The sequence below is a fragment of the Nocardiopsis sp. LDBS1602 genome (genome assembly GCF_035818715.1).
In the GTDB taxonomy this organism is placed as follows: Bacteria; Actinomycetota; Actinomycetes; order Streptosporangiales; family Streptosporangiaceae; genus Nocardiopsis; species Nocardiopsis alba.
In genome coordinates this window covers 788,482-811,325 of the sequence record NZ_JAYLVW010000001.1, presented here as the reverse complement: position 1 = coordinate 811,325, position 22,844 = coordinate 788,482, and the positions used below count along the sequence as shown (strand labels likewise).

The 22,844-nt window shown below is 68.4% G+C and carries 27 protein-coding genes and 1 CRISPR repeat array; of the genes, 14 read left to right on the top strand and 13 right to left on the bottom strand.

What is annotated here, in order from left to right; genetic code table 11:
- Window positions 1-109: 109 nt before the first annotated feature.
- Window positions 110-1,066 carry an aminoglycoside phosphotransferase family protein gene (locus U9J66_RS03770; RefSeq protein WP_326337031.1) on the bottom strand — a complete coding sequence of 319 codons (957 nt, stop codon included), beginning with the start codon at window positions 1,064-1,066 and terminating at the stop codon, window positions 110-112.
- 195 nt (window positions 1,067-1,261) lie between these two features.
- Between U9J66_RS03770 and U9J66_RS03765 the strand changes: the two genes are divergently transcribed.
- Complete coding sequence (locus tag U9J66_RS03765; protein WP_326337030.1) at window positions 1,262-1,594, top strand: hypothetical protein; 333 nt, start codon at window positions 1,262-1,264, stop codon at window positions 1,592-1,594.
- Window positions 1,595-1,712: 118 nt separating this feature from the next.
- Here U9J66_RS03765 and U9J66_RS03760 read toward each other — a convergent pair whose 3' ends face one another.
- Window positions 1,713-2,609: a helix-turn-helix transcriptional regulator gene (locus U9J66_RS03760; protein WP_326337029.1), complete on the bottom strand. Its 897-nt coding sequence runs from the start codon at window positions 2,607-2,609 to the stop codon at window positions 1,713-1,715.
- A 137-nt stretch (window positions 2,610-2,746) separates the two neighbouring features.
- Here U9J66_RS03760 and U9J66_RS03755 point away from each other — a divergent pair, with 137 nt between their 5' ends.
- Window positions 2,747-3,982, top strand: coding sequence for an MFS transporter (locus tag U9J66_RS03755; protein WP_326337028.1), 1,236 nt, complete (start codon window positions 2,747-2,749; stop codon window positions 3,980-3,982).
- A gap of 65 nt (window positions 3,983-4,047) precedes the next feature.
- Window positions 4,048-5,091 (top strand): zinc-dependent alcohol dehydrogenase family protein, encoded by a 1,044-nt coding sequence (locus tag U9J66_RS03750; protein ID WP_326337027.1) that lies wholly within the window; start codon window positions 4,048-4,050, stop codon window positions 5,089-5,091.
- Window positions 5,092-5,330: 239 nt separating this feature from the next.
- Window positions 5,331-5,964: direct repeats of the CRISPR family, unit length 23 nt; unit sequence CCCACGCACGTGGGGATGGACCG.
- 131 nt (window positions 5,965-6,095) lie between these two features.
- On the opposite strand, the gene U9J66_RS03745 is transcribed toward U9J66_RS03750, so the two are convergent.
- On the bottom strand, window positions 6,096-6,902 hold the full coding sequence (locus tag U9J66_RS03745; protein WP_326337025.1) for an NAD(P)H-dependent oxidoreductase: 807 nt from the start codon (window positions 6,900-6,902) through the stop codon (window positions 6,096-6,098).
- A gap of 66 nt (window positions 6,903-6,968) precedes the next feature.
- Here U9J66_RS03745 and U9J66_RS03740 point away from each other — a divergent pair, with 66 nt between their 5' ends.
- Window positions 6,969-7,304: a winged helix-turn-helix transcriptional regulator gene (locus tag U9J66_RS03740; RefSeq protein WP_272918491.1), complete on the top strand. Its 336-nt coding sequence runs from the start codon at window positions 6,969-6,971 to the stop codon at window positions 7,302-7,304.
- 580 nt (window positions 7,305-7,884) lie between these two features.
- Window positions 7,885-8,160: a hypothetical protein gene (locus U9J66_RS03735; RefSeq protein ID WP_017534671.1), complete on the top strand. Its 276-nt coding sequence runs from the start codon at window positions 7,885-7,887 to the stop codon at window positions 8,158-8,160.
- Between the two features lie 65 nt (window positions 8,161-8,225).
- Here the strand turns inward: U9J66_RS03735 and U9J66_RS03730 are convergent, their stop codons facing one another.
- The 6 genes from U9J66_RS03730 to U9J66_RS03705 all read right to left on the bottom strand — a co-directional run bounded on the left by U9J66_RS03730 (window position 8,226) and on the right by U9J66_RS03705 (window position 13,427).
- Window positions 8,226-9,188: a phosphotransferase family protein gene (locus U9J66_RS03730; RefSeq protein ID WP_326337024.1), complete on the bottom strand. Its 963-nt coding sequence runs from the start codon at window positions 9,186-9,188 to the stop codon at window positions 8,226-8,228.
- 86 nt (window positions 9,189-9,274) lie between these two features.
- Window positions 9,275-10,063, bottom strand: coding sequence for a sulfite exporter TauE/SafE family protein (locus tag U9J66_RS03725; RefSeq protein ID WP_326337023.1), 789 nt, complete (start codon window positions 10,061-10,063; stop codon window positions 9,275-9,277).
- Between the two features lie 104 nt (window positions 10,064-10,167).
- On the bottom strand, window positions 10,168-10,716 hold the full coding sequence (locus U9J66_RS03720) for a TetR/AcrR family transcriptional regulator (RefSeq protein ID WP_326337022.1): 549 nt from the start codon (window positions 10,714-10,716) through the stop codon (window positions 10,168-10,170).
- On the bottom strand, window positions 10,713-11,522 hold the full coding sequence (locus U9J66_RS03715) for an ABC transporter permease (protein ID WP_202421756.1): 810 nt from the start codon (window positions 11,520-11,522) through the stop codon (window positions 10,713-10,715). The genes U9J66_RS03720 and U9J66_RS03715 overlap by 4 nt, the downstream gene beginning before the upstream one ends.
- 32 nt (window positions 11,523-11,554) lie before the next feature.
- Entirely contained in the window at window positions 11,555-12,490 is a 936-nt protein-coding gene (locus U9J66_RS03710; protein ID WP_326337021.1) for an ABC transporter ATP-binding protein, read from the bottom strand.
- 436 nt (window positions 12,491-12,926) lie between these two features.
- Entirely contained in the window at window positions 12,927-13,427 is a 501-nt protein-coding gene (locus tag U9J66_RS03705) for a MarR family winged helix-turn-helix transcriptional regulator (RefSeq protein WP_026125020.1), read from the bottom strand.
- 30 nt (window positions 13,428-13,457) lie between these two features.
- On the opposite strand from U9J66_RS03705, the gene U9J66_RS03700 reads away from it, so the two are divergent.
- The gene (locus tag U9J66_RS03700; protein ID WP_161111881.1) at window positions 13,458-14,555 is read left to right on the top strand and encodes a bifunctional NAD(P)H-dependent oxidoreductase/GNAT family N-acetyltransferase; all 1,098 of its coding nucleotides are present in this window, start codon (window positions 13,458-13,460) and stop codon (window positions 14,553-14,555) included.
- Window positions 14,556-14,576: 21 nt separating this feature from the next.
- On the opposite strand, the gene U9J66_RS03695 is transcribed toward U9J66_RS03700, so the two are convergent.
- Window positions 14,577-15,311 carry a DUF899 domain-containing protein gene (locus U9J66_RS03695; RefSeq protein ID WP_326337020.1) on the bottom strand — a complete coding sequence of 245 codons (735 nt, stop codon included), beginning with the start codon at window positions 15,309-15,311 and terminating at the stop codon, window positions 14,577-14,579.
- Between the two features lie 141 nt (window positions 15,312-15,452).
- Here U9J66_RS03695 and U9J66_RS03690 point away from each other — a divergent pair, with 141 nt between their 5' ends.
- A complete protein-coding gene (locus U9J66_RS03690) occupies window positions 15,453-15,827 on the top strand; it encodes a signal peptidase I (protein ID WP_326337019.1) in 375 nt (124 codons plus the stop codon).
- Window positions 15,828-15,857: 30 nt separating this feature from the next.
- Here the strand turns inward: U9J66_RS03690 and U9J66_RS03685 are convergent, their stop codons facing one another.
- Window positions 15,858-16,331, bottom strand: coding sequence for a hypothetical protein (locus U9J66_RS03685; RefSeq protein WP_161111884.1), 474 nt, complete (start codon window positions 16,329-16,331; stop codon window positions 15,858-15,860).
- A gap of 196 nt (window positions 16,332-16,527) precedes the next feature.
- On the opposite strand from U9J66_RS03685, the gene U9J66_RS03680 reads away from it, so the two are divergent.
- Both U9J66_RS03680 and U9J66_RS03675 read left to right on the top strand, forming a co-directional pair.
- Entirely contained in the window at window positions 16,528-16,770 is a 243-nt protein-coding gene (locus U9J66_RS03680) for a hypothetical protein (RefSeq protein ID WP_014909727.1), read from the top strand.
- Window positions 16,770-17,726, top strand: a complete 957-nt coding sequence (locus U9J66_RS03675) for a Clp protease N-terminal domain-containing protein (protein WP_326337018.1) — start codon at window positions 16,770-16,772, stop codon at window positions 17,724-17,726. Before U9J66_RS03680 ends, U9J66_RS03675 begins: the two co-directional genes overlap by 1 nt.
- A gap of 44 nt (window positions 17,727-17,770) precedes the next feature.
- Here U9J66_RS03675 and U9J66_RS03670 read toward each other — a convergent pair whose 3' ends face one another.
- Complete coding sequence (locus tag U9J66_RS03670; protein ID WP_014909018.1) at window positions 17,771-18,244, bottom strand: GNAT family N-acetyltransferase; 474 nt, start codon at window positions 18,242-18,244, stop codon at window positions 17,771-17,773.
- A 178-nt stretch (window positions 18,245-18,422) separates the two neighbouring features.
- On the opposite strand from U9J66_RS03670, the gene U9J66_RS03665 reads away from it, so the two are divergent.
- Window positions 18,423-19,070 carry an HNH endonuclease family protein gene (locus U9J66_RS03665; protein WP_326337017.1) on the top strand — a complete coding sequence of 216 codons (648 nt, stop codon included), beginning with the start codon at window positions 18,423-18,425 and terminating at the stop codon, window positions 19,068-19,070.
- A 412-nt stretch (window positions 19,071-19,482) separates the two neighbouring features.
- Window positions 19,483-20,031 carry a M23 family metallopeptidase gene (locus U9J66_RS03660; protein ID WP_161111887.1) on the top strand — a complete coding sequence of 183 codons (549 nt, stop codon included), beginning with the start codon at window positions 19,483-19,485 and terminating at the stop codon, window positions 20,029-20,031.
- Window positions 20,032-20,095: 64 nt separating this feature from the next.
- On the opposite strand, the gene U9J66_RS03655 is transcribed toward U9J66_RS03660, so the two are convergent.
- The gene (locus tag U9J66_RS03655; protein ID WP_161111888.1) at window positions 20,096-21,160 is read right to left on the bottom strand and encodes a methyltransferase; all 1,065 of its coding nucleotides are present in this window, start codon (window positions 21,158-21,160) and stop codon (window positions 20,096-20,098) included.
- A gap of 146 nt (window positions 21,161-21,306) precedes the next feature.
- Between U9J66_RS03655 and U9J66_RS03650 the strand changes: the two genes are divergently transcribed.
- The 3 genes from U9J66_RS03650 to U9J66_RS03640 are packed head-to-tail and all read left to right on the top strand — an operon-like array spanning window position 21,307 to window position 22,826.
- Window positions 21,307-21,813 (top strand): nitroreductase family protein, encoded by a 507-nt coding sequence (locus tag U9J66_RS03650; RefSeq protein WP_042281961.1) that lies wholly within the window; start codon window positions 21,307-21,309, stop codon window positions 21,811-21,813.
- Window positions 21,814-21,823: 10 nt separating this feature from the next.
- Window positions 21,824-22,114, top strand: coding sequence for a DUF6092 family protein (locus U9J66_RS03645; RefSeq protein ID WP_017534687.1), 291 nt, complete (start codon window positions 21,824-21,826; stop codon window positions 22,112-22,114).
- Window positions 22,098-22,826 (top strand): tRNA-dependent cyclodipeptide synthase, encoded by a 729-nt coding sequence (locus tag U9J66_RS03640; protein WP_161111889.1) that lies wholly within the window; start codon window positions 22,098-22,100, stop codon window positions 22,824-22,826. The genes U9J66_RS03645 and U9J66_RS03640 overlap by 17 nt, the downstream gene beginning before the upstream one ends.
- The last annotated feature ends 18 nt before the right edge of the window (window positions 22,827-22,844 follow it).

The window sequence follows — 22,844 nt, the reverse complement described above, 5'->3', positions numbered from 1 at the left end:
GTGGGATGGACCGGCGCCGCCCCACGGGGAGGCTGAGGTCATGGAGTGAGCCCCACGCATGTGGGGACGGGTGGCTCAGCGGTTCGTGCTCATGCGCTGTCCGGCGGATTCAACCGCGCCAGGGGTTGTCGAGACGCTGCAAGAGCCGTACGCGGGCGTGCTGGGCGGCGAACCTGGCGGCGCGGTTACGCCGCTGTTTCCACAGAACGGCGAGCCAGCGCAGGGCGCAGGTGCGTTGTGCGGCGAGGAACCGGTGCCTGCCGGCAGCGGTGACGCCGAGGTCGGGCAGGAGCGCGATCCAGGTGCTGTCGGGGATCTCGCGAGCGCTGATGTGCTCGATCAGGTCGGCGGCGTCGAATGAGACACCGCTGTGCCCGCTGTACTCGAAGTCGACGCACGGACTTCTGTCGCCGTCGCGGAGCCAGTTGAGCAGGTTGGAGTCTCCCCGGGAGAACACGGCGGGGTCCGCCTTCTCCCCCACGAGTTCGGCGTCGCCGCTGTCGTACCAGGTCATGAGCAGGGCGCGCATGTCGCGGGTCAGAGGGTCGTTCTCGTGTTCCGCCAGGAGTCTGGGCCAACCTTCCGTGAGACGCAGCAGGTAGTGGGAGCCGGAGTCGACGCGCTCGACGTCGGCGAGCAGACCGGACAAGGGCACGTTCTGCATGCGTCGCGTGGCGTGGGCCAAGCCTCTGAGGGCGGCTTCGCGGTCGGCGCTCTCCAGGAGCGGCGTTCCCGCGACCAGGCTCATGCCGATCGCGGGGAGGTCGCCGGCATCGTCGAGCCACAGCGGGCGGGGGACGTCGCCGACCCCGTGTTCGGCGAGCAGGGTCAGGGCCGCCCATTCGCGCTCGACGCGTCGACGATGATTCCCCTTGGTGTAGAGCTTGATGCAGACGGGCTCGCCATCGGGACCCTCCCAGGCGTAGACGCTGTTCTGGAGACCTCCGGTCAGCGTGCGTAGGCCATGGTTCTCCAGCACGTCCTTGAGCCGGGTTTCGCCGCCGGTGCGGGCATCGCGCAGCTCGTTGAGGAGTTCGGTGGGCGGGGCGAGGCGGGTGTGTCGCACGCGGGGCACTCCGTGAATTCCGATGGTCGGGAGCAGACGTGGACGGGGCCACGTCGACCGCCGAGTCCGACAGAATAGGGGGTGAGCCTCACGCACGTGGGGATGGGCTACGTTCTCAAGAACCCGGGGGAGGGGCGGACGCGGAGACTCCCTGCCCTTCACCACAGCATCCCCTGCTCCTGAACGGAGAAGCCCGTGCACGACGACCGCTCCGAAGCCACCCTCACCGGCGGACCCGGCGAGCAGTCTTCTCCCTCGCCCTACGCGGAGCAGATACGTGAACTGGACGACGCGGCGCTGCACGAGATCTGGTTGAACGGCCCCGACGAGCCCCTCGACGAAGAGGACGAGTTCATGGAGGCGGCCTTCCAGGAGATCGAGCGTCGCGACCACCTCGACGAGTGGGCGTCCTACGGCATCGAGAACGGCCTGAGCGACACCGAGGCCGACAGGTTCGCGGAGTTCGTGGAAGCCTGGGATGGCGCGGACCTCGCCGTCGCCCTGACCGAGTTCCGGTCCCAGGCCTGAGCGGCCGGCCACCCGAACACGCCCGAACCCTGCTGCCTCCGCCTCTCGCCCTTGGTCCCGGCGGCCCCACACTTCCACCGGCCTCCGACCCCGGAATCGGCGGGAACCCGGGCCCGGGTCAGGGCGCTTCGGAATCCTTCCGAGTCCCCTCTTCCGCCGTCGACGCGCCCCAACTGGCGAGGAGCTTGAGCCGTTCCTCGTGCGGGGTCCCCGGCTCGGCGGTGTAGAGCGACAGGTCGTGCACGGCCCGCGGTGCGGTCGGCAGGTCCAGGGAACGAAAGGTCAACTCCAGATCGCCCACCTGCGGATGGTGCATGCGCTTGACGCCGCTGTGGTCGATCCGCACGTCGTGCGAGGCCCACAGGGCGCGGAAGTCCTCGCTGAGGGTGGACAACTCCCCGATGAGCTCCCGCAACGCCTGGTCGTAGGGTTCGCGTCCGGCCTCGGCTCGCAGCAGCGCCACGGTCATCGCGGCCCCGTCCTCCCAGTCCACGAAGAAGTCCCGGGATGCCGGGTCGAGGAAGTGGTAGCGGGCGAAGTTGGCCCGACCGTGGGCGGACGTCGTCGGGCCGGCGAACATCGGCGCGTGCAGGGTTCGGGCCAGGGCGTTGGTGGCGACCACGTCCAGGCGGCCGTTGCGCACGAACGCCGCCGACATCGTGATGGAGTCCAGCATCCACTGCACGGGCGGGGCGAGGGCCACCTCGCGCCGTCGGGTCGCCTTGCGGTGGGCCGGACGCGCGGCGCGGGCCAGGTCGAACAGGTGGGTGCGCTCCTCGTCGTCCAGGCGGAGCGCCCGGGCGACCGCGTCGAGTACCTCTTCGGACACGCCCGCGATGTGGCCCTTCTCCAGCCGGGTGTACCACTCGATGCTCACACCGGCCAGGACCGCGACCTCCTCGCGGCGCAGACCGGGGACCCGGCGGCGGGTGCCGGGCGGAAGCCCGACCTGTTCCGGTGACAACTTGGCACGCCGGCTGGCGAGAAAGCCCTTGATGTCCGCGCGATTGTCCATGTCGTCCACGATAGGCACAGGTGGGCGCCTTAAGGGGGTCGAGATCGTACCCCCCATTAACTCGGCCTTCTCCGTGACGGCCGTGGCCGGTGGAGTGGAGGTGACAGCGAAGGCATCACCACGACACGAGGTCCACCATGCACGACGAAGCCACTCGGGTTCCCCTGAAGGGCCGCTCGTCCCGACTCCCCTTCGTCATCTACGTCCTGGCACTGGGGACGTTCCTGATGCTCACGACGGAGTTCGTCGTGGCCGGGATCCTGCCCGACATCGCCGCCGATCTCCAGGTGAGCGTCGCCCGTGCGGGAACGCTCATCACGGTCTTCGCGATCGGCATGATCGTGGGCGCGCCGCTCATGGCGATGCTGACCCTGCGCGTGCCCCGGCGGGTGACGCTCATGCTCGCCCTGGGCGTGTTCGCGGTCGGACACGTGATCGTCGCAGTCGGCTCCGACTTCGGGGTGCTGCTCGCCGCGCGTTTCCTCACCGCTCTGGCCACCGGCGCGTTCTGGGCCGTGGCCGCGGTGGTCGCCACCCGCGTCGCGGGTCCCGGGATGGCCTCGCGCGCCGTCGGCGTCGTCAACGCCGGTGGGATGCTCGCGACCGTCCTGGGCGTTCCTCTCGGCGCGCTCCTCGGCCAGTTCGTCGGCTGGCGCGGCACCTTCTGGGCGCTGGCGATCCTCGCGGTCGTCGCGATCCCCATGATCGCCCGGCACGTTCCCCGCGGTGGCGCCGACCACGGGTCGGTGTCGATCCGCTCGGAACTGGCCGCCCTGAACTCCGGCAGGCTGTGGCTGGCCTTGGCGACCTGCGCCGCCACCACCGGCGGTGTCCTGGCCGCCTACTCCTACATCACCCCGCTGCTCACCGAGCGCACGGGTATCCCCGCGAACCTCGTTCCCTTGGTGCTCGCCGGCTTCGGCGTCGGCTCATTGGTCGGCTCCCTTCTGGGCGGCCGTATCGGTGACAGTCGCCCGCACACGGCCACGATCGTCGCTCCACTGGCGACCGCCCTGATCCTGACGGCGCTCGCCCTTGTCGCCGGCGTGTCGATCCCGACGACGATCCTCCTCGTCCTGCTCGGCCTGTTCGGTCTGGGCGCGAACCCGGTGCTGATCTCGCTGGCGGTCCGCTACGCCTCGCATGCGCCCACGCTCGGCTCCTCGCTCAGCGTCGCCGCCTTCAACCTCGGCACCGCGATCGCCTCCTGGATCGGCGGCATCGCCCTCGGAACCGGGTTGGGCACCACGGGCCCCGTCCTCGTCGGGGCGGTCATCGCCGCCCTGACGCTGATCCCCGCGACCGCGCTGGCCCTGATCCAACGCAGCCGTGCCGCGGAGATGAGCCCCGAGTCGGTCAACGCCCTGAGCTGACCCGACACACGTCCGCCGGAGACGGCGGTCCACGACGACGAACGACCCCGAAAGAGAAAGTCACCATGCGCGCAACACTCATGTACCGAGCCGGAGACGTCCGCGTCGAGAACGTTCCCGACTCTCGGATCGAGAACCCCACCGACGCCCTGGTCCGCATCACCGCGTCCTGTATCTGCGGGAGCGACCTGCACCCCTACCACTCCATGACCGCCGACGAAGGCCCCGCCCGGATGGGGCACGAACTGATCGGCGTCGTCGAGGAGGTCGGAACGGAGGTGGCCACGCTCAAGAGAGGCGACCTGGTCGTCTCGCCGTTCGCCATCTCCGACAACGCGTGCGAATACTGCCGAGAGAACCTCCAGACCTCCTGCTCTCACCACGAGGCCGGTTTCTGGGACGGTCTTCAGAACGAGGGCGGCCAGGCCGAGGCGGTTCGAGTGCCGCTGGCCGACGGCACCCTGGTCAAGCTGCCGGTCGCGCCCGACTCGGCGCTCATCCCCTCGTTGCTGACGTTGGCCGACGTGCTGGGCACCGGCTACCACGCGGCCAAGGCCGCGGGCGTGCTCCCCGGCCAGGACGTCACCGTGATCGGGGACGGGGCGGTGGGCCTGATGGCCGTGCTCTCGGCCAAGCGACTGGGGGCCGAACGGATCGTCCTCATGGGCCGGCACACCGACCGGACCGATCTGGGACGCGAGTTCGGAGCGACCGACGTCGTCGCCGAACGCGGCGAGGAGGGCATCGCCCGCGTCCGCGAACTCACCGGAGGGCAGGGGACGTACGCCGTCCTCGAAGCCGTCGGACACATGCCCGCCTACGAGCAGGCCGTGGGCGTCGTCCGCCCCGGCGGTGTGATCAGCCGGGTGGGTGTTCCGCAGTACGAGGAGGCCCCGATCGGCTTCGCGAGCCTGTTCCGGCACAACATCCGCCTGGCGGGTGGGCCCGCTCCAGTGCGCGCCTACATCGAGGAGCTCCTGCCCGACATCCTCGACGGGACCATCGAGCCGGGGAGGGTCTTCGACGCTACCACCGACCTGGACGGAGTGCCCGCCGGTTACCGGGACATGGACGAGCGCAAGAGCCTGAAGGTCCTCATCAAGCCCTGAGGTGTGTTCGCCCGGTCTGCTCGCCGTGCCGGTGGGTGGGCCGGGTGGGGAGCGGCCCTTGCGCCGCCGGTGTGCTCGGATTCTCCTGTGTGCTCTGGCGTTCGTGAGAACATGGAGAGAGGTGGAATCGGCGCCACGCAGGGTTCCGCGATGGGTCGCGGAGACCGGTGTTTTCTTAACCGGCCGGTAGGTCTCGTGGAGATAACGCCCTGCGTTGTCACAGGTCATTAAGCGTGAGCCCCACGCACGTGGGGATGGACCGACGTGGCTGCCCGAGGTGGAGGTAACACTCCCGTGAGCCCCACGCACGTGGGGATGGACCGCCGAGGAGGAGGGCTATTACGGGGATCGTTTCGTGAGCCCCACGCACGTGGGGATGGACCGGCGCCGACCGGGGACGGCGCTCGAGGAACCCTGTGAGTCCCACGCACGTGGGGATGGACCGGCACGGCAGGAACACCTCGCCGGGCCTTTTCAGTGAGCCCCACGCACGTGGGGATGGACCGCGCCGTCGACCCAAGGTCTATGGTGCTACCAAGTGATCCCCACGTACGTGGGGATGGACCGCACCACCCACCCCTGTTTCCGGAGCCGGTTCAGTGATCCCCACGCACGTGGGGATGGACCGGTCAGGGTGATCGCGATGGGAGCCGTCCGGCTGTGAGCCCCACGTACGTGGGGATGGACCTCCATTAACGATTGTGTTTTTTATGGTGCCCCAGGTGAGCCCCGCGCACGTGGGGGTGGGCCGCCGTCGGGAATGACGCAGTGCGCTTCGACCCAGTGAACCCCACGTACGTGGGGATGGACCGACCGGCGCCGACCAGACCTGGCTGGCCGCCCGGTGGGCCCCACGTACGTGGGGATGGGGCGGGTCTAAGAGCGGGCTCGGGGCGTGGTTCTCGGACCATTCCTTCACCCGTCACAGCCCTCAACGGTCGCGTTGAGGCGCGTGGTGTTCTGCGCGGTGCCGGACCGCCTCGAACCACGTCGGTGGCTCGAGGCTAGGCGTCCGCTTCGCGATCGACATGCACCCTCAGGCCCGATTCGCCGGGGTCCACGTGCGGAGCGAGCTCCCATTCCTCGGTGTAGTCACCGGTGAACTGCGGTCGATACGGGATCGGTTCATCGATGAACAGTCGGTCGAGGCGCTCCCGCAGGCCGTCTCGCGCCTGTTCGTAGTCGGAGAGGCGGTCGGCGCTCGGTAGTGCCCACGGCGGTAGAACGCTCATCCCCGTGTAGGCGAACGTGCCGTGGAGCAGTCCGAAGAGCAGTTCTCGCAGTTCACCGGATTTTCCACGGGGACCGATCGAACGCGGACGATCGCCGAGGGTGGTGACGACCAGAGCGCGCTTTCCGACGAACGGACCCTGTTCGAAGCGGAGTCGGCGTCGGCTCACCGAATCGATGCCGAAGGCGAAACCGTTGACGAATACACGATCGAACCATCCTTTGAGAATCGCGGGCATGCCGTACCACCACAGTGGGAATTGGACGACGACCGCGTCGGCCCTGCGGATCTTCTCCTGTTCTCTCGCGACCTCGGGAGGCTGGGCATTGGCGAGATAGGCATTCCGGGTGTCCGCGCTCACGCGGAACATAGGCGCTGTCTCCTCAGGGGAGTGCCCGCCGTCCGGGGCCCGGAGAACGGGGTCCCAATCCATGGCGTACAGGTCGGATTCGAGGACCGTATGCCCCGATTCGCGCAGATACGCGATGGCGTCGCGTCGCAGGCCGCCGTTCAAGGAGAGGGGCTCGGGGTGGGCGCTGACCCAGAGGATCGTCGCGGGCTTCGTCGTGGTCTGCCTCATGGGGCCATGGTCTCGATTCAGGGTACATTTTTCCAGTACGGACATTTATGTCCCCTAGGAGGCGCGATGCGATTGCCGGTGGAACGAGCCATGGAGGTGTGCCCTGTCGAGGTCGCCGTTTCGGTGCTCGGAGGGACGTGGAAACTGACCCTGGTCAAGCATCTCCTCGCGGGTACCCGGCGGTTCAACGAGCTCGGGCGTCTGGTGCCTCTGGCGAACACCAAGACCCTGACCCGTCAGTTGCGTGAACTCGAAGAGGACGGGATCGTTCGACGCACGTCCTACCCCGAGGTGCCACCACGGGTCGAGTACTCCCTTACCGAATCGGGTCGGAGCCTCGAACCGATCGTGAAGGTCATGGATTCCTGGGGCGCGGAATTCGCCGAACGTTACAAGGGCTAGATCATCGATGGGAGCTCTCCGAACCCGCTGCGAGCACGGCGAAGGGCGTCGAGGAACAGTGTGCGGCGACTGCCCTTGACCCCTTTCCATCGCTCTCGCCATGGAACCGAGAAGGTGGGGACTTTCGCTCTGGGAACGACGCCCCCACGAGGGTTCCTGATATTCCGCTTATGGCACGTCCCTCTATACCGAAACCCCTCTGGCGTTCCAGGTGGAATTTCACCGCCGCGGTGACCGGCTCACCATGAGTGGCGATGGGGGTATGAAGGGTCTCCTCGATATTCAGGGCTCGAGCTTCTTCGACGACCGACCACCGTCGACCAGGGACACGGCGTCCGACAGGCCCCGAGCACCTCACCGGTCACGCTGGCAGTCGAAGACCCCGTCATCCCCATGAGGCTCACCGGCGGGGTCGTCCGCCTTCGGAGAGTGACTCTCGGAACCCCGCGTACCCGGGACGCCACCGATTTCTCCGTGAATATCACCGAACGTGATCGGGCGACAAACTCCACTCGCGTCGCGTGTACTCCTCATGCCAGACTGACGGCACTCTCGAACTCGAGAAATGTGAGGATATGTTGTGGCGAAGAAAATCGCGACATTGCTCGCCGTATGTTTTCTCTCCATGGGGCTCACGGCCACTCCGGCCTCCGCGTCCGAGCATTCCCTCGAAACCGAGGCCATGGATACCGGCCGCTGCATGCTCTATCTCGAAAACCTGGGCAGGTACGTCATCGGCACGAAGGTCCGGCAGGCCTGCCGACTCAGCGCCACGAACCCCGGGCAATGCGCCTCGAGCCTCCAGGCCATCGGGGTGCAGCGCGCTCACGCGCGCAGGGCCTGCGGCCTGCTCTGAACCGGTCATCGATCCCCGTGTACCGACACCACGCGCGGGGCCGGGGAGGTTCTCGTGCCGTTCCTCTACCCGAGGGCCTTCACCAGGTCGGGCAGCCGGTCCGCCCAGGCGAGCAGACGTTCGTGCCACGCCCGCAGACGGGCCCGCGCGGGTCCGGGCAGATCCGGGGTCTCGTCCCATTCCCGCCAGTCGTCACTGGACAACCAGCCCAGACAGCCGACGACGCGGTACGCGAGCAGCAGGTCCGCGGGCACGGCACGGCCATAGCCCTCGAAGAAGGCGTGGGGGAGACCCTCCAAGCCATGGAGGTAGGCGTGTTCGTCGAAGGCGGCGAGCTCGGCCAGGGGGTACCGCACCGTCGGGAAGTCCCAGTCGATCAACCGCACCGCTTCGTCGTCGGTGACGACGATGTTGAGCAGGTTGATGTCCCCATGGGTGACCGTGGGCCGTTCGGCCCGGATCTCGGCCGCGTGCTCGGCGACGAAGCTCTCCACCCGACGCAGAGCCTCCAACAGGTGGGGGCGTTTTCGCTCGACCCACACGGCGCTCTCGTGAAGGGACGTGTGCAGCTCCTCGACCGGATCGACCGGTCGTAAGGTCAGGGCGTCCACATTGATGGGCCCTTGGAGGGGAGCCGGGAAGACGACGCCGTGGACCTCGGCCAAGGCCTCGCCGGTGCGGCGCCAGACCGCGTCGGTGGCGGTGCCCGTCTCGACCGCCTCCGCCAGGGTGCGTCCCGGCACGAACTCCCAGAGCGAGGCGCCCTCGCCGTCGGCCGCGTACAGCTCGGGCGTGGTGACGCCGTTGGCCCGTAGGAACCCGATTCGGCTCTCGGGGGAGGCGGACTCGACGCGGCTCCGGCGCAGCACGACCGCGCGGCCGTCCGTCAGCTCCGCTTTGACGAGGTGGTTGTCCAGCCCGTCCCCGTCGCCGTTGATCGGCCGGACCGAGGTCACGGAGGGCAGGCCCGCGGCCGCGACCAGACGGTTCAGTGCTTCCCGGGATCGCCGGGGCGGATCGTCGTTCATCGGCGAAGAATCTATCGGTGATCCCGGTGAGAGAGGAGAGGTTTTTCTGTCCGAGGGCCGTCTCGATGTCGGGTGGACCGACGGGGTCAGCGGACCAGGCCCACCAGATAGGAGACCCCGGTGAGGAGGATGAGCCCGCCCAACAGGAACCGGAGCGGTTGCTCTCCCAGGCGCCGGCTCAGACCGATCCCCACCAGGGACCCCGCCATGCCGCCCACCCCCAACGCCAGTCCCACACCCCAGTCCGGGGCGGCCGGGGCGGCGCCGAAGCCGACCAGGTCGAAGACCGCGTAGGCGGTCAGGCCCACCACCGAGGTGGTCAGGGTGGTGGACAGCGCCACCACCGCGGCCCGTGAGGTGAGCCATCCGCCCACCCCGACCAGCAGCGGGGCCAGGAGGGATCCGCCGCCGATGCCCACGGCGGCGCCGAAGAGAGCGGCGCCGCCGGCGGCCAGGGCGAGCACTCCACGTCCACGGGCCGGGGCGTTCGGTGCGGGTTCGGGTCGTTTTCGGGAGCGCACGATGAGCAGGCGCAGCCCCATCCCGAACATGAGCACCGCCAGTAGGGCGCGGAACAGGTCGGGGTCGGACAGCCACGTCACCCGCACGGCCGCGCCGACGATCGAACACGGCACGGCGGCCGCCACCGCCACCGCCATCTCGGCGCCGTGCCCACGGGCCGAGCGGACCAGGCGGCGCAGCCCCAACGGGGTGGCGACCACGTTGTAGAGCAGATTGGTGGCGCTGACCGCGGGGCCGTGCATGCCCAGCGCGCTCAACTGCACGGGCAGGAGCAGCACGGCCCCGGAGATCCCGACCGGGGTGGTGACCGCGGCGACGGTGAAGCCGGCCAGGACGGCGAGGAGAAGGTCCACCCGGTAAAACCTATCGGGAAAGTAAGGTTTTTTCGGGCGGAAGGACACGGGAAACGGGCGGGGGCGATGTGGTTCTCAGAGCACACCGCCCGGCGATCCCGGCCCTACCTCGCGCGGGCCCCGTTGAGGAACAGGTCGACGGTCGCCCCCGCGTTCTCCAGGCTCGCGCCGCGCGCCAGGTGCAGGAACGCGTTGGTGAGGAAGTGCGGATCCCCCTCGATGTGCCCGTCCTCCACCGCCTCGGTGAAGAGGGTGACCACCGGGTCGAGGACCTGGCCGACATAGAGCCCGGAGACCCGCTCCCTGGTCTCGTCGCTCACCAGGTCGAGGGCGTCGTAGACGCGCTGCTCGAACGAGACCGTCGCCCCCGTGTGCTCCACACTGACCCGCACCAGCGCCTTCAGCCGATCCTCGAAGGTCTCGCCCTCGGCCAGCGCCTCGGTGATCCGCTCGTGCGTCGTCTCGATGAACCGGATCGCCACGGCCGCGTAGAGATCCTCCTTGCCCCCGGGGAAGTGGTGGTAGATCGAGGGCTTGCGGATGCCGACCGTGCGCGCCACGCCCAGCAGGGAGATGCCCGGGTAGCCGGTGGCGGAGAACTGCTCGCCGAAGGCGTCCATGATCTGCGCGCGGGTGTCGGTATCGGTGCTCATCGGTTCCTCCGTGCGTGGGCCAGCGCCAGGACACAGGAGATGAACCCGGCGACGATAAGCGTAATCAGCAGCGCGGCCGCCAGGGGACCGGAGGTGAGGTCGCCTCCGCTCTCCACCTGTCGGGCGGTGTCGATGATGGAGGTCAGCGGGTTGACGGTGGCGATCGCCCGCATCCATCCGGAGAGCTCCTCCACCGGGGCGAAGACACCGGTGAAGAACGAGAGCCCGAAGAAGGTCAGCGTGACCAGACCGGTGCTCGACGACGACCCGGTGCGGATCGCCAGGGCGACGCTGAACAGGGCGACCGCGACACCGAGGACCAGCATGATCGCGACCATCCCGAGGGTCGCGCCCCAGTCGGCGGGCCGATAGCCGACGAGCATCGCCCCACCGGTCGTGAACAGGGCCTGCACGGCGACGGCGGCCAGGACGGCGATCACCGTTCCGGTGAGGAAGGGAGTGACCGTCCCGTGGGCCATGCGGAGCCGGTCCAGGTAGCCGCTGGTGATGTCGGCCAGGACCAGGGTTCCGGCGGCACCGGCCCCGGTGGCGACGCCGGTGAGCAGGATCAGTGGGAGCAGGAACGCGATGAAGGTCTGGCCACCGAGGTAGGCGCTTCCGACGTTGCTCAGCTGCCCGGAGTAGACCAGCAGGAAGAAGAGCGACTGGGCGAGCGGGCTGATCAGCAGGGCGGGGGAGCGGAAGACGGCGCGCAGGGAGCGGCGGGTGGCCGCCGCGGTCACGGAGAACGCGGCGCCGCGGCGTACGGCTCCGATGGTCGGGGCGGGGTCGATGGTCAGGGTCATGACGGATCCTTTCGGAAGGAGGGCGTTCGCGGTCAGCCGGTGGCCAGGGCCGCGAACACGTCGTCGAGCGAGGGGTCGGCCAGTCGGATCCCCTCGACCGAGGCGGCGACGGCGCCGATGTCGTCGAGGGCCGCGCGGAGCACGGCGGGGTCGCGGGGCAGGGCCAGGCGCACCGTGGTCGGGTGCTCGGCCTCGGTCCGGAACCCGGCGCGGCCGGTCGCGACCAGACCTTCGGTCGTCTCCGGGGAGTCCAGGGTCAGCGTCAGGGTGCGTTCGCCCACGAGGTTCTTGAGCGCGTCGGGCGTATCGTGCGCGACCACCGTCCCCTCGCGCAGGACGACGATGTCGCTCGCCAGCACCTCCGCCTCGTGCAGGTCCTGGGTGGAGATCAGCAGCGTGCCGACCTCGCCTTCGGAGGTCAGCCGTTCGAGCTCCCTCCATAGGTCCATGCGGGCGAGCGGGTCGAGGCCGGTCGTGGGCTCGTCGAGCACGACCAGCGAGGGCGAGTCCACCAGGGCGACGGCGAGGTCGACCTTGCGGCGTGTGCCGCCGGACAGCTTCGAGATCCGGCTGTCCCGGTGTTCCCCGAGTCCGAAGAGTTCCAGCAACTCGTGTGAGCGGCGCCTGGTGGTCCGGGTACCCAGGCCCAGGACCGTTCCCTGGAAGTCGAGTACCTCCCGAGGCGTGGCCAACGGGTCCAGGGCGTTGGCCTGGGGCACCAGACCGATCAGACGCCGGGCCTCGCGAGTGTGCGCCACGACGTCGTGGCCCTCCACCACGACCGTTCCCGAGGTCGGTGCGCGCAGCGTCGAGACGATCTCCAGCAGGGTGGACTTGCCGGCGCCATTGGGTCCGAGGACGACGGTGCGGCTCCCGCGTCGGACCTGGAGGGAGAGGCCGTCGAGGACCGTGCGCTTTCCGTAGGACTTGCGGAGGTCGGTCACGGAGACCGAGGTGTGTTCAGGCATGGACGTTAACCTACCTACCGATAGGTAGGCAGGCAAATCGATGGAGGTGAGGGGTGGGGGTGATGGGCGCGAGTGAGGGGTTCTGGTTGAAGGGCGGAAGTGGTGGGAAGGTGGGGCGAGGCGTTCGGTCCGAGTTCGCCGGTCCGATATGGGCGTTTATGATCTACATTGTCAAGGTTCGGACTCTGGTTGACGCACCTTCGCGCGAGGGAAACCCTTCGAAAGACGATCGGGTCCCGCCTGAGGAGACCCGATCAGGACCCCGCGCCGTGGAGCGGTGACGGCACTGGGCACGATGGGGGGGCGAACGTCGGGGAGCGCCCGAGGTCGGCTGGTCCCGGTGGCGTAACCGGCACCACCCGGCTCGGGTTCGCCTCCACCGGCGTACGGGTCGGTCGACGGTCCGTCTCGATGAGACGCGCAAGGACGGGTGGGGTCAGCCCTGCGCGCCGTCCGCTCCGTTCTCCGGTGGCCTTCCGGCCGACATGATCTTGTCGCCGATGCGGATCAGGTCGGTGAGGTCGTCGGTATCGAGCGGGTCGGCGAAGTGTCGTCGTACGGATTCCAGGTGGACGGGGGTGGCCGAGCGCAAGGTGTCCCGGCCGAGCTCGGTGAGGATCAGGAGGCAGCCGCGTCCGTCGGCGGGGTCCGGTGCTCGACGGATCAGCCCTCGCGTCTCCATGCGGCCGGCGTGGCGGGACAGTCGGCTTCGGGACCAGCCCATCTTCGTGGCCTGTTCGTGAAGCGTGCTCGTGACCTCGGGGCATTCGGCCAGGGTGCTGAGGACCTCGTAGTCCGGTTCGGAGAGGTCTGTCTCGGCGAGGTCGCGAACGGTGGCGGTCCGTACGGCGATCATCATCCGGCGGAAGGCGCGCCACGCCCTTTCCTCGTGCTCGTCGAGCCATGGTGCGGCGGAACCGGGCTTTTTCGTTGACATGTAAACATTCTATCCCCTAGGTTCGTTTACATGTTTACGACTTCGCCGACCCGGGTCATGGTCCTCACCTGCAGTACCCGCCCCGGCTCGCTCGGTCCCGCGATCGCCGACTGGTTCACCACCACCGTTTCGCCGTTGGCGGCGCGGCTCGGAGCGCGGTTGCAGCCGCTCTCCCTGGCCGAACTCGCTCTGCCGTTCCTCGATGAGGAGGAGCACCCCTCCAGCGGGATCTACCGCCGGCCGCATACGAAACGCTGGAGTGAACTGGTCGACGCGGTCGACGGCTTCATCGTCGTGACACCCGAGTACAACTACGGGATGCCCGCCCCCTTGAAGAACGCCCTCGACTATCTCGGTAAGGAGTGGGCCTGGAAGCCGATGGGATTCATCAGTTACGGCAACACCTCGGCGGGAACCCGGTCGGTGCAGCACACCAAGGAGGTCGCGACCACCCTGCGCCTCGTTCCGCTCGGTGCGACGGTCGCCCTTCGTATCCACGACGCGATCGTGGACGGGCGGGTCCGGCGGAGCCCGCGCCACGACGCGGCGGCCGAGGGGGTGCTCCGTGAGGCCGTCCGCGTCTCGCGGGCGCTGCGCCCCCTGCGTGAGGCGTTGGGGCAGGACGACGCCGAAGGTCCGGTGCCCGGAAGTCACACCCGTGTCATGACCCCGGACGACGCGGGCGAGGTGACCGTGCTGCAACGTTGCTGCTGGGTGGATGAGGCCCTAGACAACGACTCGCTCGCCCTCGCGCCGCTGCGAGAGAGCGTGGACGATGTCGCTCGCTGGCTGTCACAGTGGAGGACCACGGGGCTGTGGCGGGACGGGCGCCTGATCGCCATGGTCCGTGTCCGTCATGAGGGCCGAACCGGGCGGATCGGTCGCCTCGCCGTGGCCCCGGACATGCGCGGAGTCGGTATCGGACGCCGACTCCTGCGCCGCGCGGAGGCGGATCTGGCCGCCGAATGCGACCGGGTCGAGTTGAGCACGGGCGCCAAGAGCACCCGCAACATCGCCCTCTATCGGAGTGAAGGGTTCGTGATCGACGCCGAGGAGGACGGGGTGGTCCACCTCGGCAAGGCGCTCACCCGCGACCTTCCCACGGAACCGGCTCCGCCGGTCGGGTGACGTATGTGGATCCGGGACACCTCACCGGTCGGCGTGGTGAGCACATCCGGATGTCGCGGCACCGTAGTCGTCGTGGAGCCTCATCCATTCATAGGGCCGGTCCTGCGGCCAACCGGCCGGTGAGTTCTCCCAGGTCTCCTGCCGTCCGTACGGGGTCAGATCCAGGAGGCCGAAGACCTGCATGAACGGTTCTTCCCCACGCGCGAACGTCGACCAGGTGTGGAGGACGCGGTCCCCTCGGCGCAGGAACACGCTGATGGCCTGGCGTTCCTCGCCGTCGACCGTCGCTTCGAAGTCCTCGTTGAACGTCGTTCCGGCGCTGGAGACCCAGGGCAGGTCCCACCCCATTCGAGATCGGAACGCCATCAGCCGCTCGATCGGTGCGCGGGACACCAGGGCGAAGGAGGTGCGGCGCGCGTTCAGGTGCGACAACGGGCCGATGGAGTCGGCCATCATGGAGCATCCGTCGCATCCGGCGTCCCGGTCGGGGGAGAACATGAAGTGCTGGACGATCAGTTGGGGTCGACCGTCGAACAGATCTCGTAGGGTCACCGTTGCGTCGGGTCCGGTGAATTCGTAGTCGCCGGGGACCTCGACGGCGGGCATGCGTCGGCGTTGTGCCGCGATGGCGTCGCTCATCCGTGTCAGGGCCTTCTCCTGGTCCAACAGCGTCCGCCGGGCGTCCTCCCATTCCGCGCGGTCGACGATTCGAGGAATCGGGAACTCTCCGTCGCCATGCCCGACCGTGTTCTCCATCAGACCTCCTCGTGGGTGGACGGGAAAGGTTAGTCGGGGCCGGTGACAGAACGTGGAGTCCACGTGCGCCGAGATCGTGGTCGCCCCGCTCGATGGGACCTCGGGTTCACCCTGGTTCGGACACTGTTAGCGTCCGATCACGTGAACGATGGTGTTTATGTGGGGAACGCGGGCAAGGACGCCGCGCTGGACCGGGGCTGGATCCTCGGCCATTTCAAGGATGCCGACGACCCCCGGCACAGCGAGGACGTCGAGATCAAGTGGGGTGTCCATCCTGCCGGTGACACGAGAGCGCAGTGGGTGAGGGGCGAGCGGCGGACCGCTCTTCTGGTGCTCATCAGCGGACGCTTTCGTGTGGAGCTGCCCGGCCGTAGCGTCCTGCTGGAAGAGCAGGGTGACTATGTCGTGTGGGGTCGGGGTGTCGACCATTCCTGGGTCGCCGAGGAAGAGTCGGTGGTGTTGACGGTGCGGTGGCCCTCCGTTCCGGGGTACGCGGTGCCGTGGGCGGGGGAGTGAGTCGTGGCCGGGGCGTAGGGGCCCGGGGTGTCAGTGGGTCGATGTGGTGGGGGCGGCGATGGGGTCCGGTGCGTGGGTGAAGCAGCGGCGGCCCCTCTGGTAGAGCCGGCTGGGTGTGGAGCCGCAGGGTTCGGCCGGTTCTCCCAGGTGGTGGCGGCAGGGTTCCGGGGTGGCCGATTCCGACCACAGCAGTTCCTTCTGCTCCGGGGTGAGCAGGTGGGGGTGGAGCGATCTCAGTTCGGCGAGGGGGTCGTCGGTGTGCCGCTCGGTGGTGTGGTCGAGGGTGAGGCCCGGGGTTTCGTTCAGGGGTCGGTCGTCGACTCGGGGGTGTGAGGGGGGCTCCGTCGTGTATTCCGGGGTGGTTCTTGGGAGGGGTTCCGGGTGTTCTCCGGGGGCTTCTGATAAGGCGTGGTCGACTTCGTGGGGAATGTCGAGGTCGTCCTGGTCCGGGGTGGAGGCGGTGTTCTTCTCGGTCCAGCGAATGAGAGCGATTTCGGGTGGCACGGATTCTCCCGTGGCTCGAAAGGGAGGGAATGGCTCGTCGCTTCGTGGAGGGTCGGTGGAGGGCATTCCCCGGGTGGGGTGGGATCAGACGTGGTGGGGGTCTTCGGCCGTATGTGGTCATGGGAACGGGGGATGTTTCCCCCGCTTGTAGCAACCTGGGTTGACATGAAGGTGGTGCGCAACCTAGGTTGACGGCATGGATGCTGTTCAACTCGCGGCGGCCGCGTCGGACACCTCGACGCCCATGGACGGCCTGCGCGCCGTGGCCTCGCTGCGCGCGTTGGTCGACGCTCTGGAGTTGCGCCAGGTGGAGGAGGCGCTGCGTTCGGGTGAGTCCTGGTCCTCCATCGCCGCCGCGCTCGGGGTGACCCGGCAGGCCGTCCACAAGAAGTACGCGAAACGACTGAGTCACATCGCCCCTACTGGAAGAGGTCAGTGATGACGAACGTGTCCGCCGAGCCCGCCGCCCGTGGCAGGGGATACGACCGCACGGTGATCGAGGGGGCGGGAGGCAACGAGGCCGTGCGCACGGGCCATCCCGATGTCGGCTTCGAGCATCTGTTCCTGGGGTTGCTGGTCAACGGTGGTCCGGCGGCCCGGCTGCTCATGGACGCCGGTGTGGGGCTGGTCGAGGCGCGTGCGGCGATCGCCGGGCTTCTGGGAGAGGATCTGGCGCTGTTGGGGGTCGAGGTGCCTTCGGCCGCGGCGGAGGGGAGGCCGGAGGTGATCACGGCGGGGCTGTTGCCGTTGGCGCCGCGGCTGCGTGAGCTGGTGGACGAGTGCCCGGTGGCCGGTGGTGATCAGGCGTTGCTCGCCGCGTTGATCGACGATGAGGGCGGGCGGATCCGGCGGCTGTTGGACCGCCTGGGCGTGGACACCGATCGGGTTCGTGGGGCGCTGGATGAGCCGATCGCCGATCGGGAGGGCTCGCTTTCGCCTTGGGGCGAGGGTGACCTCGCGGCGGGGTCGCGGGGTAAGGGGTGGAAGTACGACGTCTATGAGTCGGAGGTGCCGGTGTCGGCCGAGCGGCTCTGGGCGCTGGTGGGGTCGGTGGAGCGTCGGGGCGAGTGGGATCGGGGCGCGGTGTCCTCGCGGCTTCTCGGCGATGGTTCGGTGGAGTTGACCCGTGATGACGGCAGGAGGGAGCGGGAGTGGATCACGCACTCCGTTCCGGGGCGTGCGGTCACCTGGAGTCATGCCTTTGAGGGGAACGAGGATCCTCACCGCGTGTTCGAGATCGTGATCGAGCCGGTCGGGGGTCACGCGAGGCTGTATCTGCGCAAGGGTGTCCACAGTGCCTGGCGGGGTCGTATCGCCGATCGTTTCGTGCGGTGGATCGTCCGTAACGATCTGCGGATCCAGGCTCAGCTCATCGCCCAGGTGGCCGCGGGCTAGGGGTTTTCCGGGGCGGGCCGCGGGTGCCCGCCCTCTGTCGCCCTCTAGTGGTGGGCCATGGCCTCGACGTCGGTCCAGCGGCCCATGGGCGGTAGCGGGTCGTCGGTGGGTGGGAGTTCGGTGAAGCCGGCGGCGTGGAAGAACGCCAGTCGTCCGGCGGTCCCTTCGCCTCCTTCGGGGATCAGGTAGACCCAGCGGACGTCGGCCTCGCGGGCCTCGGCGACGAACAGGTCCAGTAGGGCGCGTCCGATGCCTCGTCTGCGTGATTCGGGGTCGACGACGACCGCGAGGATGTATCCGTGGGGTGGGGGAGTGGGTGCTCCGGGTTCGGTGTAGTCCCAGTCGAGCACGCCTTCGAGCCAGCCGACCACGCGTCCGTTCTCCATCGCGACGAGGACGGTCATTCCGGGTGGTAGTAGCTGGTCCGGGTAGCACTTGGTGTCGAAGTGCGGGGCCGCGCGGACCATGAGATCGCTGATGGCGGGTCCGTCGAGGCCGGTGGCGTTCCGGACGATCATCCACTCAGGGTAACGGACGGGGCCGGAACGGCGCTTGATCTTTGTTGCGCTGAATGTCCTTTTCCGCTTCTGGGCTCGGCTTTCAGGCCGGTCTCGGTCGTCGGGGTGTCGGGTTGCTCCGTGTACTGCGGGGCCTGGATCATCACTTTCAGTGATGTCCATGGAAAGGTCACCCCGCATGAGCCGACGTTCGGCCGCCCTCGCCGTTCTCCCGTTCGCCGCCGCACTTCTGTCGGCCCCGTCCCCCGCCTATGCCGCGCCCGTCCCTCTGGCCGACGCGATCGAGGCCTTGGAGGTGGCCGAGGAGTCCCGTGATGGCTATGACCGAAGCCTCTTCCCGCACTGGATCGACGCCGATCGCAACGGCTGCAACACCCGGGCGGAGGTGCTTTTGGAGGAGGCGGTCGTGGCCCCCGAGCAGGGTGAGCGTTGCCGTCTGACCGGCGGTGAGTGGTACTCCTACTACGACGATCGCACCTTCGACAATGCTCGCGGGTTGGACATCGACCACATGGTCCCGTTGGCCGAGGCCTGGGATTCGGGTGCTTCGGAGTGGAGCACGCAGCGTCGTCAGGCCTATGCCAACGATCTGGACGAGCCGGTCGCGTTGGTGGCGGTCAGTGCCGCCTCCAATCGGTCCAAGGCCGACAAGGATCCGTCGGAGTGGATGCCGCCTTCGGCCGACGCGCACTGCCGCTATGTGACCGAGTGGACCACGGTGAAGACCCGTTGGGGTCTGTCGGTGGACGAGGTCGAGCGTGAGGCGCTCAACGCGGTGGCGGCGGAGTGTCCGGATGAGGTCGTGGAGACCACGCCGGCTCCCTGACGTTCTCGTCTTCGAGGCGGGCTCCGGTCTTCGGGTCGGGGCCCGCTTCGTGTGTCCGGGGTGTTCCGGTCGTTCGTGCGGGCGCGTTCGTGTTCTCTGTCGGGGGAAGTCCTGAGGGTGGAGTTCTCTGTTCCGGAAATGGTCGGATGGTGGTGGGTAAGGGGGTTGTTCGGGTGATTCGTTCTTGATAATGGAGAAGGGGGCTTCGATGTCGGGAGGGTGGTTCCTCGCAGGTGGTCCGGTGTTTCCCGGGGTACCGTGTTCGCCTGCGCGGTCGGGGATCTCGTCCGATTATCGGCGGGAAGGCGAAGGAGAAAAGAAAAGTGGGCGTCTTTCGTGATCGTGGTCGTTCATGTGGGTATCGAGCCTGCGTAGTTCTCGCACCCCCGTTTCCGCGAGGAAAGGACCCCCTATGAAGATCCCCCGTTCCGGAGGCCTGTTCAGGCGTCTGGGCATCCTCCTGGCCGCGGCCCTGTTCACGGCCGTGCTGGTCCCGGTGAACGCCGTGGCGAGCGAGCAGGCGGTCGCCGCGATCAACCTGCGTACACCCTTCGACTGTGGTCAGACCTGGAACGCCAACACCCGTACCAACCACAACCCGCAGTTGTCGGTGGACTTCCAGCGCTCCAACGCGTTGAACCAGAACGTGCGCTCCAGTGCGGCCGGTACCGTGACCACGGTCGCCGATCGGGGTAACACCAGCTATGGCAAGTACATCATCGTCGACCACGGCAGTGGCGTCACCACCCTCTACGCGCACCTGAACTCGCAGTCGGTGTCGGTGGGCACCCGGGTGAGCACCGGGACCGTGATCGGCAAGGTGGGCAGCACCGGTGGTTCGACCGGTCCGCACCTGCACTACGAGCAGCGTGTCAACGGCACCGTGGTCCGCGCGGTGCTCAACGGGGTGGCGATCCGTTACTACGGCAACACCACCATCACCAGCAGCACCGGCTGCTGATCCCTCCCGGTTCACGTGCGGCGCGGGTCCCCGGTGGGGCCCGCGCCGTGCGTTCTTCGGGGTCTCAGGCGGCCACGGCCTCGACGACGCTCACTCCGCTACAGGGCACGATCCGGTTCAGGCGCAGGCCGGAGCGGTCGAGGAGTGCGGTGAACTCGGCGCGGGTGCGCTGCCTGCCGTCGCAGTGGACGAGCATGCTCAGGTCCATGAACTTGGCGGTCCGGGCCGCTGCGGGTTCCTCGGGCATGAGGACCTCGGCGAGCAGGACGCGGCCTTGGGGGGCCATGGCGTGGCGGCAGTGGGTGAGGATCCGGGTGGAGTCCTCGTCGTTCCAGTTGTGGATGACGCTGGCGAGCAGGTAGGTGTCGCCTCCGGTGGGGACGGAGGTGAGGAAGTCACCGCCCTCGACGTGGCAGCGCTCGGCGAGTGCGCCGGTGGTGAGGGCGGGGTCGACGTCGTCGACGACCTCGGGGCGGTCGTAGAGCACGCCGTGCAGGTGGGGGTGGTTCTGAAGGATGAGGGAGATGAGGCGGCCCTTGCCGCCGCCGATGTCGATGAGGAGTCGGCTGTCGCCGAAGTCGTACTCCTCGGCCAGGGAACGGGTGATCTGGGAGGAGATGTCGGTCATGCCCTGGTCGAAGAGGGCGGCGCTCTCGGGGTGTGCGCGCATATAGGTCCAGGCGGGGACGCCGTGGACGGCTTCGAAGACGGGTCCGCCGGTGCGGACGGCCTCGGCGAGGTGGCCCATGGTGGAGCGTTCGGCGGGGGAGTTCAGCCAGCGGGCGTAGCCGCGCATGGAGTGGGGGGAATCGGTGCGCAGGGCGGCGCCGAGTTCGGTGAGGGTGAAGACGCCGGTGGAGGTCTCGGCGACCAGGTCCAGGTCGGCGCAGGCGCGTAGGAGGCGGTCCAGGGCGTCGGTGTCGGCGCCGACGCGTTTGGCGATCTGGTCCACGGGGGTGGGGGTCTCGGACATGGCGTCGGCGATGCCGAGTTCGGCGGCGGCGCCGACGGCGGCCGAGACCCAGCTGGTGGTGATGAGTTCGAAGAGACGCAGCGCGGAATCGTTGACGGGCGTGGGGGAGAGAGGGCTCGACACGGGTGTTGACGACCTTTCGGTGAAGTCCTTCATCCGATGGCCACCGGAAGCTGTGAATGTCGGTCCGGTGGTACGCCGTCCACGCTATATTGCACTCGGTATTTTACTCGACACGGAGAGTGGGTGTCGCTGTGGAGGTCGCGGAACCGGGACACCGGGACGACGGCCCGAACCCGCACATGTTGCGGGTCTTGACCTCGAGAAGGGTCGTACGGTCCTTCAGCGACAGACCGGTGGACGACGAGACCCTGGAGCATCTGGCGGATGCGATGGTGGCGGCCCCCTCGGCCTCCAATAAGCAGGCGTGGGGTTTCGTGATGGTCCGTCGGACGCGGACGTTGCGGATGGTGCACGCCTTCTCTCCGGGCATCATCGAACGTCCTCCCCTGGTGGTGGCGGCCTGTTTCGACCGTTCTCGCGCGGTGGGCGGTGGCGGGGCCTGGGACGAGGGCATGTTGTGCGTGGCGATGGCGGTGGAGAACCTGCTGCTCGCGGCGCACGCCCTGGGGTTGGGGGGCTGTCCCTCGGCCAGTTTCCGTAAGGCGCCGGTGCGCAGGTTCCTGGGGTTGCCCGAACATCTGGAGCCGCTGCTGTTGGTGTCGATCGGCCATCCGGCCCGTCCGCTCGAAGCCGCTCCCCGACGTGATCGTAACGAGGTGATCAGCCATGAGTGCTGGGGCAACTGACGACCGCCACATGCGCGAGGAGCTCTTGTTGCTCGCCGCCTACCTGCTCAGTAGTGGCCGCGGGCTGCTTCAGGAGCCGCCCTCGTACGGTCCGTTGCGCTGTCTGGACGCGGCGCGTCGGGTACTGGCCTTGCGGGACGGGCTCGGGGGCGAGGAGAGTCCGGCGTTGGCCGATCTGCGGGCGAGCATGGACGACGTCATGTGCGGTGCGATGACCGATCGGGAGCTCGATGTCCTGTTGGACGATCTGTGCGATCGTCTGGCGGCCGTTGTGGAGGAGCCCGGTGCCATCTCAGCCTGATTTCGAGGTCGGCGGGGAGGGCGCGGTGTTCGAGGCGCGGCCCTTCACCACCAACTGTGAGCGTCTGGTGGAGAAGGGCGAGCACGCCCTGGTCGGGGTGAGCGTCGGTAACGGCTACTTCAGCCAGTATCGGATCGCTCAACTGTTGGACTGGACGGGGCGGCGTTTCGCCTCGGTGGACGTCCTCTACGCCGATCTGCACGTGGAGTCGGCGTTCCGCGCCTCGGGGATGGATGCCGAGCACGCGGCCCGGCGGACCCATCGTGCGTTGCGGGACGTGCGGCGTCGTATCCGTCGGGCGGTGGAGTCGGCCGGGGACGTGCCGGCCCGGGTCCGTACGGTGGCGTTGTCGGAGATCGCCGAGTTGCCCGGCTACCGTACGGCCTCGCGGCGGATCGATCGGGAGATCGAGGAGAATCCGCTGTTGCGGGCCGCCTGTGAGGATCACGTCCGGCATGTGCTGGGTCCGGTCGAGGATCCGGAGGGGGCCCGGTTCCGGGCGGGGATGGACTATCTGCGCGCCGAGCTGCCCTTTCTGCTCAGTAGCCCGGAGGTGTTGGACGTGGCCTCCTCGGTCTGCTGCTATCACGTGCTGATGCCGGTGCTGCCTCGGCTGCGCGGGGAGGCGTCCTGTTTCCATCCGCGTCAGGGGCATCTGGTCCTGAGGCCGTTGCGGCCGGACGGGACCTATGAGGACGCCGAGGTGTCCTGACCGAGTGGGGCGCCGGCC